11 protein-coding genes are annotated in these 15,830 nt (G+C 33.3%); 4 read left to right on the top strand and 7 right to left on the bottom strand.

The genetic code is table 11. The features are described from left to right. The first annotated feature begins 10 nt into the window (after positions 1-10). A complete protein-coding gene (locus tag NEF87_RS00145; RefSeq protein WP_457918114.1) occupies positions 11-2,203 on the top strand; it encodes a B12-binding domain-containing radical SAM protein in 2,193 nt (730 codons plus the stop codon). A gap of 108 nt (positions 2,204-2,311) precedes the next feature. On the opposite strand, the gene NEF87_RS00140 is transcribed toward NEF87_RS00145, so the two are convergent. The 3 genes from NEF87_RS00140 to NEF87_RS00130 all read right to left on the bottom strand — a co-directional run bounded on the left by NEF87_RS00140 (position 2,312) and on the right by NEF87_RS00130 (position 5,846). Then, entirely contained in the window at positions 2,312-3,943 is a 1,632-nt protein-coding gene (locus tag NEF87_RS00140) for a methyl-accepting chemotaxis protein (protein ID WP_457918113.1), read from the bottom strand. A gap of 134 nt (positions 3,944-4,077) precedes the next feature. Next, positions 4,078-5,256, bottom strand: a complete 1,179-nt coding sequence (locus NEF87_RS00135) for a hypothetical protein (protein WP_457918112.1) — start codon at positions 5,254-5,256, stop codon at positions 4,078-4,080. Positions 5,257-5,339: 83 nt separating this feature from the next. Further along, complete coding sequence (locus NEF87_RS00130) at positions 5,340-5,846, bottom strand: hypothetical protein (protein ID WP_457918111.1); 507 nt, start codon at positions 5,844-5,846, stop codon at positions 5,340-5,342. Between the two features lie 183 nt (positions 5,847-6,029). Here NEF87_RS00130 and NEF87_RS00125 point away from each other — a divergent pair, with 183 nt between their 5' ends. Beyond that, positions 6,030-6,434 (top strand): hypothetical protein, encoded by a 405-nt coding sequence (locus NEF87_RS00125; protein ID WP_457918110.1) that lies wholly within the window; start codon positions 6,030-6,032, stop codon positions 6,432-6,434. A 138-nt stretch (positions 6,435-6,572) separates the two neighbouring features. Here NEF87_RS00125 and NEF87_RS00120 read toward each other — a convergent pair whose 3' ends face one another. The 3 genes from NEF87_RS00120 to NEF87_RS00110 all read right to left on the bottom strand — a co-directional run bounded on the left by NEF87_RS00120 (position 6,573) and on the right by NEF87_RS00110 (position 9,609). Further along, the gene (locus tag NEF87_RS00120; RefSeq protein WP_457918109.1) at positions 6,573-7,280 is read right to left on the bottom strand and encodes an SDR family oxidoreductase; all 708 of its coding nucleotides are present in this window, start codon (positions 7,278-7,280) and stop codon (positions 6,573-6,575) included. A 126-nt stretch (positions 7,281-7,406) separates the two neighbouring features. Then, the gene (locus NEF87_RS00115; RefSeq protein WP_457918108.1) at positions 7,407-8,510 is read right to left on the bottom strand and encodes a caspase family protein; all 1,104 of its coding nucleotides are present in this window, start codon (positions 8,508-8,510) and stop codon (positions 7,407-7,409) included. 145 nt (positions 8,511-8,655) lie between these two features. Next, positions 8,656-9,609, bottom strand: coding sequence for a S8 family peptidase (locus tag NEF87_RS00110; protein ID WP_457918107.1), 954 nt, complete (start codon positions 9,607-9,609; stop codon positions 8,656-8,658). A gap of 270 nt (positions 9,610-9,879) precedes the next feature. Here NEF87_RS00110 and NEF87_RS00105 point away from each other — a divergent pair, with 270 nt between their 5' ends. After that, a complete protein-coding gene (locus NEF87_RS00105) occupies positions 9,880-12,021 on the top strand; it encodes a hypothetical protein (RefSeq protein ID WP_457918106.1) in 2,142 nt (713 codons plus the stop codon). A gap of 49 nt (positions 12,022-12,070) precedes the next feature. After that, positions 12,071-13,651, top strand: a complete 1,581-nt coding sequence (locus tag NEF87_RS00100) for an acyltransferase family protein (protein WP_457918105.1) — start codon at positions 12,071-12,073, stop codon at positions 13,649-13,651. A 93-nt stretch (positions 13,652-13,744) separates the two neighbouring features. Here NEF87_RS00100 and NEF87_RS00095 read toward each other — a convergent pair whose 3' ends face one another. Next, positions 13,745-15,829 (bottom strand): ethanolamine ammonia-lyase reactivating factor EutA, encoded by a 2,085-nt coding sequence (locus NEF87_RS00095; RefSeq protein WP_457918104.1) that lies wholly within the window; start codon positions 15,827-15,829, stop codon positions 13,745-13,747. Between the last annotated feature and the right edge of the window lies 1 nt (position 15,830).

Genomic DNA, 15,830 nt, shown 5'->3' with positions numbered 1-15,830 from the left:
GGAGAATAAGATGGATATTCTATTTATTTTTGTATCGGGACAAATTTTTCAAGGAAACACTTTTTCCTATCATCTAGGGGCTTCATATATTATTGCCTATCTAAATGAAAACAATTTCTCCGCTTCTCAGATGATATCGCCTAAAAAATTAAACATATCTGAATGTATTAACATAATATCCAAAATGGCTCCAAAAATAGTAGGATTTACTATTTATGACACCAATTATTTACAATCTGTAGCAATTTGTAAAAAGCTCAAACAAGATCTTCCTGAAATAATTACGATTTTTGGAGGTCCAACTGCGACTATTCAAGCATCAGAAATTGTTGAAAAAATCCCAGAAATTGATATTTGTATTAGAAATGAAGGAGAAGAAACAACTTTAGAGATCTTAACAGAATTAAAGAAGTATAATTTTATTTTAAACAAAAAAAACCTAAGTAATATTGAGGGAGTTTCTTTTAAAATCGGAGGAAGGGTAATATCTACTCCAGATAAAGATGTTTTATCATCAAATAAAAAAATTAATAACTTCATTGACAAATATCCATCACCTTATTTATCAAAAATTATTCCCCCTCAAGAAGCTAGCAATGTTGGGATTTTATCCGCTCGAGGATGTAATCAAAATTGCACATACTGCAATTGTGCAGTGTTATATAAGAAGAACATTTTCACCCATTCTCTTAAGCGGGTTATTCAAGAAATAGACTACCTCAGTCATTTTCAGCATAAAAAGCCAATAAGTATTTTAGACGATGCATTTACGATATTTCCAAATAGAGCTGAAAAAATTTGTGAGGAAATAATAAGAAAAAACATCAAAATTAATCTTGCTTGTATTACTCGATGCGACAAAATAAATGAAGATCTTCTTCATTTGATGAAAAATGCAGGATTTACTTCAATAGGTTTTTCATTGGAAAGTTCTTCTCCACAAATTTTAAGAAATATTGGAAAAGTTAATCCATCTCACTCTAAATCTGATTTCAAAGGTGAAATACAATTCATTGAACAATTACAAAAAATGACACGTTATGCAAAAAAAATTGGTTTTAAAGATGTTTTCGTAAGTATCATGGTTGGTTTACCAGGTGAAACTTTAGAGGAAGCACAAAATACAATCAATGTTGTTGAATACTTAGACATAAATTCTTATCAATTAAATAAATTCCGAATTATGAAAGGAACCCCTATTTACAATAACCATAAGAAATTTGAATATAATATTTCTTATAAGGGGTTAAAAAATCACATATTCATTGAAAATAGTCATCCATTTCAAATTGAAAAATTACAATTTAGTAAAAAAGCTGAACTCTTCAAAATTTCACATGAAATAGATTTCAATATTGCTAAAACATTATCACTATTTTCAAGATCTCTAACTTATGGGGCATTCTTCAAATCTATAATAATTGATTCTGATATCTTAAAGAAAATGCATGTGAAGTGGTTGCAAGAAAACATTGCTATTAATGGCAATTTTATCCAACTTTATTCCAATGAAGATACTTTCAAGTCAAATTATACAAATAACATTTCAACCTTTTATGATAATTTTCCACCTACAATCCATTATGAACATTATATTTGGACAAAAACAAAGAAATCTACAGTTCTTAACTCAAGTAGACTATTAATTTATGGAAAAAGTATAAAAAATCCAATTAGAATTTTGAAGATGGTAAATTTTCACGAGAAATATCAAGATCATGAAACTGATTTCAAAAATATTGTTGTTGTTGATGTTACAAATGAAGATTTTAAAAAAATGATTCAGTTTCTCAAAGAAATTAAAAATAGTGACAATGGTATCAATTATCTGCTAGAAAGGAAGTTACTACCCCATTTTCAAAATTTATGTCCTTGGTCAAAAGAAGAGGCCAATTGTAATACCTTCGATAAAGCAATTATATCTAAAGATAATTCTATAAGACTGTGTTGGCGAGGTAATTCAATCGGAAATCTTGATGATAACTATGTTTCTCTTAGAAAAAAAGTGGAAACTATAAAATCCAAGGTTGAAGAAAGAAGAAATTGCAAATTTTGCAATCAAATTAACCTTTGCACAAAATGTTTCTTAATTGATCAATCGTCTCGAGAAGAGTTCTGTTGGACAAATCAGAATTTTGATCTAAAAGATGCAGTTAATGCAATAAAATCGATAGAAATAATTCAAAATGAATTGCTTGGGTGAATAATCAAGAGTTTTTTTCGAGAACTCTAAATTGGGTCATTGACACAAAAAAACATTATAAAAGAAATGGATCGTTTCATTTCTTATTGTCAAAATAAGCATGAAGTATTATAAATGATTTATTTCTGCGAGTAAATGTTGTAGTTCCCCGGTTAATTGTTGAGTCTGATTTGTTAAAGCATCAATTGTGCTTGAAACATCTCCATTTGAGTCATTTATTTCTTGTAAGGCCATCGAACCCATTTCAACTTCAGAATTGATGAATTCAATAGTTTCATTGATATCTTTAATCTCACTTTCTTGAAAATCCATTTGACTCACAACGTTCCGAATACTTTGATCAGCGAGTTGCACAATATTAAATAATTTTTCCATTTCTACCTGGCTGGAATTGAAATCCGATTTGCTAGATTGAATTTCTTCAACGGTAGTGTTTTGGGCTACTACCGAGTTTTGAATTTCTTTTTGAATGGAATCAATTAAATCTGAAATACTATTGGTAGCATTTTTCGAATCTTCAGCGAGTTTTCGTACTTGATCTGCGACCACTGCAAATCCTTTCCCGGCATCTCCCGCACGAGCCGCTTCAATGGCAGCATTTAGTGCAAGCAAGTTGGTTTCAGTTGCAATTCCACTAATAACTTCGACTATTTTATTAATTTCTTGACTTTTATCTGACAAATTATGCATAATGTCATTGACACTTTCCGCACTATTGGAGATTCCGTTAATGCGATCTACAATTGATTTTGATAAAGTGAAGTTGACTTCGGCAGTTTGTTCACTTTGACCTAACTGAACTTTAAGTAAATTGGCTTGCATTAAAATATCCTGGTTTATCGTTTTGAGATTTTGTAACGACTGTTGAATGGCACGGGTGGATTTCACTTGAGAACTGATACTACCAGAGACGGACTCAGTTGACCCTGCCAATTCCTTCATTTGAAGATTAATTTTTTGTGTTTGGTTTTCAATATTACCCCCCATGGCAGTAACATTTGAAGCCATCCCAGACACAAAGTCCATAACACGTTCTCGTTGAGTAACATCGAAATATGTATTCAAATAACCCATATTTTGCCCATCTTCAGAAATTAAAGGTATAGATGACATTTCGACAATGATTTTCTTTGAATAATTATTTGCAAGTTCATATTTTATATTTTTAATTTGCTTTTCTTTCCAAAACACCTCTGAGACCCGTTTAGAATCTTCAAGGTTGGCGTATAAAATGGTCGGTTTTTTCCCTAAATAATAATCCATGGAATATCCAGTCAATTTTAAGAAACTTTCGCCAACAAAAACAATTTCAAAATCATAATTCAGTTGAATAAGAGGGGCTGCGCTGGAATCTACAATTTTTTCAATCAATGTTGATTGTTCGAGCAAATTGTGAGTAAGACGAAGGAATTCATTAGATAAATCACCAATTTCATCATTTCTTTCTATGGAGTGAGGGACATAATCTGAATCTTCTTCATGAATAATGTTTTCTTTAAGTTTCACGATATCAACAGAATATCTTCGACCGATGATCCATGCCATTGGTATGGACACGAGTGTAATCCCGATAAATAAATACAAAATATCATAACGCGTGCTAGTTTCAATATTTCCAAATAGCATGATATAACTAATTGTAATAAGGAGCGGAATAACGCTGGCAAAAAGAATATTAAGCATTAATTTGCCACGAATTCCCATTAATCTTTTTTGCTCGAGTTTCTTATCTGGATCCATCAGTATCTGAAAAAATGAGAATTCACACTTAATTTTTAATTTTAAGAATAATTTCAAAAAGTCTTTTCAACAAATTTTCTCAATTATCGTAGATATTAAAACGAAAGAGTGTATTCATCAAAATCAAGGTAAAATCATTTATTCTTTTTCTTCCAATCATCCATATACGTCAAAACATCATCAACCATGAAATCATGTGATTTATTCCATTGTTTTGTTTTTTCATCAAACGCTTTAGCATAGAAATAATATATCAGACTTCGAGGATGATCAATTACATTTAATTGTAAGTTTTCTAAATAAGGATTTAATTCAAATAAGAGATCTGATAGGTGAGTTGAGGGCATATGAATATACCAGAAGAAGGATTTTTTATTATGCTTAAATGTCGAGGTAAATGGTATGGGGTGTTTCTGCAAATGAATATAGAGATTTTCAATAAAACGCTCAGAAGCATATCCTATCAATAAAGTTGGATTGTGAAGATCGAAAGCATGAGATTTAAAAAATAATCGATGCCCTTGCACACATTCTTCTGAGAGTTTTTTGAGCCTTCGACTAAAAGTCTGACGTGTAAACTTCAAATTCTTGTTTTCTTCAAGCTTCTGCATGAATTCGACCCGTTTCCGTCGAGAATTTTTCATAAGTTCAATTAGAATGTGGATATCACTTTGTTTCAACCATTTTAATGCTGATGGCTCCACGACTCCCTGGTTTAATTTAGGTTGGGATGCTATTTTTTCTTGTTCAAAAGTTCCTTGATCCCACAACGAGTTTTCCAAATTGAACCATGATTTCCAGCTAAAATCCCAAGATAAAGCAGAATGGTTCCAATATTTAACTTGAGTTGTAGTATAAATATAATTATCAGGAAAAGAGAATAACTGAAAGGATTCAATAATCCCACAAGAAGAGAAGTGATGAAATACTTCTTCAATAAAGGAACTAGTTCCTTGGGGAATTCGAAATTGGATCAACATCCCATTGGTACTTCCATAAGATCTCCCGTCATAAGCTGTATATGGGTGTTCAAGACAAAATTCCTTTAAAAATTTATATTGGGAAGATTTTGGAGATTCCACAATAACGTCTACTATTTCCAACCCTAAATTCTTGATATTTGGAAGGGCTAAGACTGAAAAAAAGGGCAACTCTTCTTTTTTCTCTTCATTTAGGGATTCATAGATATTAAAAACGCTGGATTTGGGAAAACCGGTCATTGATGCAAGTTCATCAAATGTGGCCAAAGGTTTTTCTTCTAAAGCCATTAAAACTTTGATGTCTTTCTCAGTTAGATGATTTCCATTATCCATGTATTTCGAACCAGCAGTAAAAATGATGTTTATGTTGATATTACATGTTTTTCAATAAAAAAAAAGATTAGAACTTTATGATTCTAATATAAAACAATTGCGAAGGGTAAGCCAGCCCCTCCAACTTCTCGAGGATCAAAAGTCAAAGTTTCTGTGACAATCCCATCGAAATGAGTTCGATCAATATCAAATCCATGCATATCGACTAAAACAGTGAAATCATACCAACCATCTTCTACAGCACAGTTGTACCATTCTATGGTTAATTCAAGGTCAATAAAAGTCTCTTTTAATCGATAGGAAAAAGAAAAGATTTGTCCTGAAGGTAAAAGAATGGATAAATCGATAACAGCATCAACATCGGCGACCAATCCTGTTGGTGAATAAAGCGTGAAAATAGTAATTACATCGTCTTCCAATCCATCTCCATCTTTATCACAATAATATGCGTCATTAATAATTAGAGGATCAACTGGAGCAACTTCAGCTCCGCGACCTAAAGCCGATACTGAAGATAAATTACCTACGAAACCGACTAATCCAATAAGAAATATTCCAAGTATTATTTTTTGAGCGTGAGTGCGTATCATGGTTTTACCACAAGTACTTTTTGACCAGTAGTAATATAAATGTTTAGATCCTTTTTATATTAATTGGACAATAGCCCAAAATATGTATTTAAGATCAACAAATAATTCCAGAAGGATTCTGATCATTGATTTTGATCATCAGATTTAAAAACGGAAAATACATTCCTTAGATAAGGTTGACAAATGAATTCACTGAGGTATAAAATTCCACTCCAACCATCGGAAGTTTTTCAGAAATCAATAGAATTTGGGCAGAGTTTTCCGTTTAATTCAATTAGAACCCAAGAATTTAATGAGGAAAAGAGGGAAGGAGTAATTATTTATAGACGATCTAATCAAATGAATGATAATTTTATTATTTATCAGATGGAGATCAAAGGAAATTTAAAAAATACCTTTGTTTCAATTGATATAAAAACTGAACCTGCATTACCTTCAACTGAAATTGCAGATTCCTTCAACTTAATCATTGAATGGTGCAAAGTTATGCAAATTAATCCATTTTCAATAAAACGAACTAGCTATTATGCATTATGGACTATAGCTGGATTAGCTATAATTGCCATAGTATTATTAAAAATATTGTAAGAAGAAGCAAAACCAAAAGAACTTTTAGTTATGTCACCAAGAACACAAGCACAATGAAAAAACGTCTTTTGTTTTGTTGTTCCAGATGGGAAATGGGATCATTATTTATAGATACTTAAAATACACAAGCTGCGATATTTACCATGGTAATTCTTTCCCGTTCCAATCAAGAAACTTCCCTGAATCTTCTAATGTATGGCTAAAAATAGCAGTGATCATACCAGAGATAGATTCTGAGGGGGATATCTCTGCGTTTTGACCACCCATATCGGTTCGAACCCAGCCAGGATGAAAAGTTAAAACGGTGATATTTTTATCTTGTAAATCGATAGCCATCATTTTGGAGAACATATTTAAGGCACTCTTACTTGCGCAATAACTATAATTACCTGTAACCTTCTTTAATCCAATGCTACCCATTTTGCTACTAATGTTAATAATTCGAGGCATATCAGATTTCTCGAGAAGAGGAAGAAATTGTTCACAAATTCTCAATGGAGAAATTGCATTGACAGAAAAAACACGCTGAATATCTTCAGCCGCCATTGTACCTAATGGATAATTTCGTTGGCTCCCTCCAGAGATGATCCCAGCACAATTAATTAAAAGATCTAACTTTGAAATTTGGGATGATATAATATTATAACAATTTTGTACTGATTCCGGATTGGATACTTCCAATGAAATGAGGTGTAGATTATTAGGATAGGTGGCTTTAATACTCTCTAGTTCAGATATTCCATTAGGATTTCTATAGGAAGCAAAGATTGTGTTCCCTTTACTCACAAACTGTTTGACGAATTCTAAACCAATTCCACGATTACCACCCGTGATAAAAATGTTCATAGATTATCACAAGAGCACATCTAAAAAAATGTGATGAAAATCAATATACTATGGATTTGTCAAGAAAGGGGGAAAAAAGGGGCTTTCGCCCCATAAAAAATAATTAAAGAGGGATTCAGCGTGAACTTATAAATTGAAATCAGCAACCCCAAATTCGCAAGGAAGATCGACTTCCTTAGTGATGGAGTAATTAGTATACCCATAAACATAAGCTTCATGCAAATCAGTATAACCTTGATTAACTAAAGCAGCTTCTAAGAACCAATAAGTCCACATACCATTACTATATTCGGAAGCATCATATCCTAAACCTTCTGCAGAACAAGTAGTTGTCATGTAGAAGCAATCAGCATTAGGAGCATCGAATAATTCATCCATACCTCCACTGAAACAATGATCAATGAAAATAAAGACGTTAGAAACGGCAGAGACCCACATTGTTGCAAATTCTGAATCATAAAGCAACCCATCTTCCCCATCAACACCCGCGGAGCAATCCCAAGCGCAAATGGCTTGCTTGTATGTTGCAGTACGACCATTTCCAGATTTGACTTCAGTTCCATGTCCACTGGTAGCATACACAATGATATCATCAGCATCAGCAATAGCCAAAATATCAGCGACTGCTTGCTTCATATTTGCTTCAGTAGCAATTCCGTCTATTGGACGAGCATATGTATTTGTGTTATCTCCCAATAGGGTGATTTGGTAACCCTTAGGGGCGAGATAATTATACCAATCATTGGCATCTTCATCACAGAAACTTAAATCACTAATTGTATCATAATCAGAAATTCCAATGATGACTGCATATTTGTTAACAATTCCGTCTCCGGTTCCAGGAGAAGTATTTCCAATATTTACCGTTATGGAGTCTGTTGTGGTTTGTCCAATAGTATCTGTCGCAGTAGCCAAAATACTGTAACTTCCGTCAGCTAAACCCGTTGTGTCCCAATCATAAGTAGTACCTATAATTGTAACCCCATCAACGGTGATAACAACTTCAATTACCCCATTATCATCAGTAGCGGAAACAACAATCGAAACGATTCCTTCTACGGCTTCCCCATTCGTTGGTGAAACAATACTGCATACCGGTTTAGCATCTGTAGGTTCCCAAGGAGGACGTCGCGACCCTCTAGTATTGGAACTTGCTTGAGCATCAAACATGAACGCACTGAGTGAAAATACCAACAAAAAGGTTATTAAAAATTTTTGAAATTTTTTCATAATAAATCACTGTGTTGTAGAAATTAGGTGATAATATAACATTTGTTCATAATAAATATAAAGATTATGTCTATTCGCTCATTTTTTATTAATAGACCAATAAAACATAAGAAGTGGAGTTGAAAAAAAAAAATTGTTTGAACCCCTATATTACACCCAGAGCGTTCACAACACCAGCATTATCTGCAGATCCCTCAACTAAGGCGACGATCTGAGCCGATGTATATGAAGGATGGGCAGCAATTGCCAAGGCACACACACCAGCGACATGAGGTGTAGCCATAGACGTTCCACTCATAGTGGCATATCCAGCATTCTTGTAAGTTGAATAAACATTTACACCAGGAGCTAAGATAGTTTCACCACGATTTGAGAATGAAGCAATATCATCATTAATATCAGTGGCTCCGACTTTAATTACACCATCATAACCTGCAGGATAGGAAGGAACATCAGCACCATCATTTCCTGTTGCTGCGACTACAACCACACCGTAAGAAATAGCATAAGCAACAGCATCCTCAATTTCTACGGAATAAGTTCCACCTAAAGACATAGAAATAATATCAGCATCATCAGAGGTTCCAGGAGTAGCATCAGGACCATTGGTAGCCATGATTATTCCTGTAGCGACTTGAGCATCTGTTCCAGAACCGCGCTTATTTAAGACTTTCAAGATATAGAGCCCAACTTCAGGTGCAACGCCAACTACACCAATATCATTATCAATTCCAGCGATGGTTCCTGCACAATGACTTCCATGACCATGATCATCATCAGGAATTGCATCTTCATTCACTACATCATAGCCCCAAACATAAAGTGCAGCGAGATCAGGATGATCTAAATCCATCCCCGTATCCAATATGGCAACAATTACAGATGATTCGTCTACTGCACTTGCTGCTGAAATTGCATTAATACGAGTGATTCCCCATGGAATCTCTTGAGGGGGCTGTTCTACTGGAACAGTTCCTCCTCCTCTTCCCATAATGGAATACATAACAGTATCATTCTCAGTAGCAAAGGCTTCAACAGCCATTAAACTAAAGGATAAAAGAATCATACCTGCGAGTAAAATATTATTGATTTTTTTCATGATTATCACAATTTAATTATTTAGTGATGATGTCACATTTATTCAAGTAATATATAAATCTATTGGACAATTGAACTATTTTGTAGTGCGGTTATATTTTTATGACGAAAAAGTAATTTTCATAAAGATTTTTCCACAAAATTTAGAGGAAGTTTGGGATTGTCGGTATTATTTTCACTTAGAAATCTTCCATTTAAGCCCATTATCAACTCAATAATATTCCTTCCTTACGAATAATATTAAAGTAATTTGAACTATTCATAATCAAGAATGGAACCGAAATCGCTACCACTTCCCCTCGAGGAAGAACTTTTTCTTGAGCAATCCACGCAGCTTGAGAAAATTCTTTATATTTTGTGGAAGAACGGAATAACTCGGCAAGATAAGCTTACCCAAATCAATGCAAATCTTCCGGGAATTATTCGAAAAAGTAGTAGAACATTCTATAAAATTTACAATAATTTAATCAAAGACGGCAAAATTAAAAAAGTCAAGGAACTTGAGAATGAACGGAGATATTTTGCATACAAGATTACAAATGAGGGGGAAATTTGGCTTTTAGGCGAACTTAAGCGATTGAAAGATAAAATTGAATCCGATCAACAAAAAGCGACACTACAATTACCTCAAGGAGAAAGGATACACCCATTAAATGATCCGGATAAACAAATAAATTCGATTAAAACAGTTAAAACCAGAAATACACAACAAATTTCACTCGAAGCAACATTGCAAAAAAAGGATCCTCGTCATAATAAAAAAAAATTGCCACACCCATATCTTGAAACAATTACGGCTCAACAAAGGCCTATTTCAGAGGAAATACATGTCTTTAAACGTTTAACAAATGTTCTTGAGAAAATCGAACAAAAATTGGATAAACCAATCTCTTCTCCGACTCAATCTCCTAAAGATGACACAAATAATTTAATTGATTATGAATTGGAACATTATTCCCAACCGATAGAAGAAGAAGATTTCACGAGTGATAGCGATGATAATTACCCAGATGAGGAGAATACCACCGCAAAATCACTACATGAAGATGAATCTAAAGAGGAAATTATCGAAAATCCGGAAGAAATCCAAGCAAAAATATATTTGAGCTTGCAAACAAAATCTAATCTTGAATTACTTAAAATGTTGGAAGCTGATATTGATAATGATGAATTGCAGGAAACCATCTTAAATCAAATTATTTTCACTCGAAATCATCCTATCGAAGAAAAAATCAAACTTTTTATTCATCTTTCAAAGTTATATGGAAAATCTGAAGATCTTCGGGAAGCTTTATTCAATAATTTAAAATTAGGAGAAGAAGATTTACAAAAGTTTGTTTCGATATTGAGTTTAAACCCATCAGAGGAAGAAGAAGATGCAATTTGGGAAATAATATCTCCAAAAACGTTACAAAACGAAACGAAAATCAGTATTTTTATACACCTTATGAGCACATCAAGAAATTTAAATTATAATCGTATTCAACGATTAATCCGGATGCTACAATTAAAGGGGGAAAATTTGGTGAATCTCATTGAAAATCCCAAAGAATATAGTCTTTCTCACCCCATCGTTCTCATATTACTAGATATAATGACAAATCAATTAATTGTTCAACGCTCCATTGGGTGGGATTCACAATTAGAATTTTCCTTTAGAGGAGAGAAAATAACTAAGAAACAATTTGTGGTATATTATATTGAACAATCTTTTCTTTCGGGAGTTTATAATCGTACCTTAGCAATTATAGAATTACTGAAGCAACAAAACGAATTCACTCTCGCAGAAGCCCAGATTGAATTATTGATTTTATTAAATTTAAGGAACTATGACCAACTTGAACATCGTATTCAAGAATACGAGATTTTAACCAATAAATCAAAACTCTTTGAATTTCAAGAAGAATTGGGCTATATCGCATTTCGAACATACTATGAACAACCAAATAAATTAACTGAGATTGCCCTAAATCCCGATTTTGAAAAGAAATGGAAGTTAATTGCAAAATTAGAAAAAGATCTTTCCCAAGAAAATATTATGTGGATTGATGAGAGTGATATTAAATCAATACTTGCCCGACTATCTCCTCTTTATAATGAACAGTACCGGCTGTTTCCAACCCGGCCACTCACTGTTTTTTATCATGAACATCTCATTGAAGAAAATGTATTATTATATTTCACTCCTCATTTTACTCGGTGGCTGCATACTCAAGGTCCTCAAGGAGAAAAAGATTCAATTTTAATATTAAGATTATGGTGGGAAAATCGCTTTAGAGTCATTCAATTCTTAAATCTTCAAGAAGAAATCTTACAATTGCTAGTGAAATGGGATCGTGAATTTAGTAGTTCTTGGGCAGAAGAAATTAAACATATTAAACAAGAAAGAGAACAAATAGAAAACCAATTTTAGATATTCAAAAACGTGAATATTTATATATAAAGATGATTAGAACAAATTAATGGAAAAAATTGATGATTCTAATAGTTTTATTTCGGAAAAAAAACCGGTAGATGATTTACCAAAAGGATATTTTCAACTCGATTTACTTAAAGCGATAATGATTTTATTGGTTATAGTAGATCATACCGTTCCTGCGGGGTTAATTCACCCTTATGGTAACACGTTATGGGAACGAATATCCATCCCAGTCTTTTTGATTGTGATGGGGATGAACATGGGATTCTCATTTCAAAAAAAAAATCAATCAACGTTAAGAGATCTCTACACAAAAAAATATTTTATTGGTAAGATTATTCGATATTTTGCACCCTTTATCATTGCTTGGATTGTTTCAACCATCATTGGGGTTTTTGCATTTTACAATGGTAGCTTTAGTCAGATGATAAATGAAAGATTTAGTACAACAGGCAGTTGGGGTGAATTTCAGTATTTATTAGGAATTCTCCCCTATTCTGGCCCAGGAAATTGGTTTATAAGTGTAGTTATTCAATCAATTATTTTCCTACCATTATTGTATTATTTCTATAAGAAAAGTCCAAAATGGACACTCTTACTGACGTTTATTTTTGATGCAGCCATTCAACTTGCTCTATATACTTGGATTGGCCCAAATTATCTCATATCATCCATGGAAGAATACATAATTTATTGGCATAAACGGGTTTGGATAGCTTTAAGTTTTATTCGCTATGTATTTCCAGTAACCTTAGGTTTTTGGTTTTCAGAAGGGTTTACTCTGAGAAAAGAAATTTCCAACAAACATTTTTCTAATGACAAGAAATTTTTACTTCTTTCTGGGGCGATATTGATCCTATTTGTCTTAACAATTCTTGCAATACAACCAAATTTCTTTAGTGTAGGTTATTTTTTAATTGGGATGTTCTTTATTATATCTCTACTACTAATGTGGAATTTTGCAGAACATAAGCAGAACTTTTTAAAACGAGAATTGCCGATACACATAGGGTTAGTAATTTTTGGTGGAGGGTTGATAACGCTATATACAGAATTGATTGAAAATGGAAGCCCATTAATTTTGAAACTACTCCTATATTTTGGTATATTAGTTGCTTATGCTTTACCAATAATACTTACTTTATTCTGGAAAAAAGATAACCGTAATGGGTTTATTTGGAGTTTCTTCATGATAAGCTTAATATATATTACAAATTATCAATTTAGAGGTCTTCGCATAGAGTTCCTCTTTGGAGATTATCAATTGATGGTTTATGGATATTCAGCTCTTTGGATCTTACTTGTAATGCATTTCGTACCCAATAATCCAAATGGAAGATTATTTGATGGAATTCGCATGGTAGGGCGTTCAACATACCATATTCTATTCATTCAAATCATAGTTTTAGCAATTTTTACCGGAATATGGGGTACGAGTTATTTTGAAGGAGAACTGGCTACGAACTGGTTTAATGGAGTTGCTACAGGAGAAATAATTTCATTCTACGTATTTCTTTATCTTTTAATCTGTTGGATTATTTGTATTCCAATAGGTGTGCTCTGGTATTGGGGTGAAGGCAAAGTTATTGAAGCAATAAAAAGGAAAGGAGATTCAAAGGATTAATAAAAATTTCCCTTTGAGGTTTTTTTTTGATCTCTTTTAAATTCACTTTAAACCCCATCAAGCGACTTTGAAGTCCCACCACATTATAATAACTCATTCCCCATTTGGTTTTTTTTCTTTATTGAAAACTAAACTCTTAATCGTTATTGGAAATGCATTGCTTTCTTTTAAAGGTCGCCCAATATCTATCCAATCTCCCGCCTTCAAATCTAATTCATCTAAGCAAAACAAATTAGACTTGATAGAAGTCTCTTTCTTTAATGTTAATCCCAAGATTTTTCCGCCATCAGAACCCAAAATTATAAGAATTATTTTAGAATTTTCGATGGAATTCGGCAATGCGCTTTCAATGGCTTTTGCAAACAAACTAATATCAGAACGTATCATTGGATTTTTAAAATAGAATGCAACAACATCTTCCCCTTCCTGAAAATCAAAATTCCGGAGCGCTGAAGTAACCTCATTTCTCATTTTGGAGAAATTCAAGCGCACATCCTCAAGGGTAGTGTTTATTGGAATAATCGGTATATTTTCCATAGGTAGTTGAATATTCAGATCATAATAACAAGTGGACCCAGAAATGGAAAGAGAAAATGCACCTGCTCCAATTACGGTAGCACGTATCTTATTTTCGGGCTCAATTAAAGTTATACCCTTTTCTGTGATGAGGTTTTTTATTTCAGCTGCAAGATAACTCCCAATATCATCAAAATGTTCTGCATTATTACCATAAATCATTTCTGCAACACCTCCTGAAAAGGAGATTTCATCTATTGGAATTGAGAAATCGAGATCTTCAGTCATCAGTAGATCTTTAGCAAGGGGACTTTGTGCCCGACCAGACATCACTTCTAAAAGGATTTTTGCATATTCTCGAGAAATTCTTATAACATCCACTTCAGGAATTATATCTCCGAGGGTGTAATGCATATTAAGGTATTTCATGACAAATTCTGTTGGACCATCAATCCTCCAAATTTTGAAATTTTTATCAATTCCTAGAAGACGGCCGCCAACATTAATACATGCGGTGCTGAGTACGGTTCCTTTTGAAGAAATTGCAAGATTACTGGTGCCCCCTCCGATATCGACATTAAGAATGGTTTTTTGGTTTTGTTTAGAAAGGGCAACGATTCCACTCCCCATAGCACCGAGAACAGATTCAAAATTAGGACCTGCAGTCGCACTTACAAATTTTCCTGATTCGGATGAAAGTCGCCGCACTATTTCAGCAGCATTATGTTTTTTAGCAGTCTCTCCTGTTACAACAACAGCTCCGGTATCGACCATTTCAGGAGTAAATCCTGCTTTCTTATATTCTTCCTTACAAAAATCAACAATAGCTTCAATATCAATGGTTGTCCGATCAATTAATGGGGTAAAAATGATGTTTCCCTCGTACTTGATCTCACGATTGACTGTCACAAATCGGTTTGAAAGATTAAAAAAACTCATCTCTCGTTTTAAAGTCAACTGTGAAAAAATCAAATGAGATGTTGAAGAACCTATATCAATTCCCACACTCATAACTTTGAGATATTCTGCATGTGCCTCCGAAGAATCGAGATGTCCCATCAGCAATTCCGCGGGATAAATCTTTATTTCTTTGACAATTTGTTCTTCCTTAGGTTTTGGGGGATTGCGGATAATTTTTATTTCCATTTCTTTATCACAATGCTTTGGAAGTTCCACTTTGTCTTCAGAATTAAGAATTTCATCTTGTTTTTTCGGATCTACATTCAAAATTTGCTTGCAAACTGTGCAAAAATAAGATAATGTCAACGATTTATTACTCCCAGGCAATATGGCACCTTTTGGTTTATTCCGAAATTTAATATCATTTATCTGCCTTCGTATCCGATTTAAAACACCATTGAAACTTTCAACCGCCACATCACAAATGCTATCAAAGGTTTGTCCAGGTTTTACTATTGAAGATAAAGCAGGTTTAAATGTGGTAATTAACCTATAAAATCGGGAAATATCCGTAGTGTCTTCAAGTTCATGTTCATCCAATAACTCGTCCCATTTTTGCTCAAAGATTTCTAAAAGGTGTTCCACATTTTCTGGGTCTATTTTTGTTAAGAAAAATTCAATATACTTGATATTTCCCAATTTGTAGGAATCTCGATTAATTTTAAAATTTGCAATAATTTTTTGTTGATTGGCATCTATCATC

This window comes from Candidatus Lokiarchaeum ossiferum, from assembly GCA_025839675.1.
In the GTDB taxonomy this organism is placed as follows: domain Archaea; phylum Asgardarchaeota; class Lokiarchaeia; order Sigyniarchaeales; family Promethearchaeaceae; genus Lokiarchaeum; species Lokiarchaeum ossiferum.
Note: the sequence above shows the minus strand (reverse complement) of the source record. Positions and strands in the feature narration are given on the sequence as shown.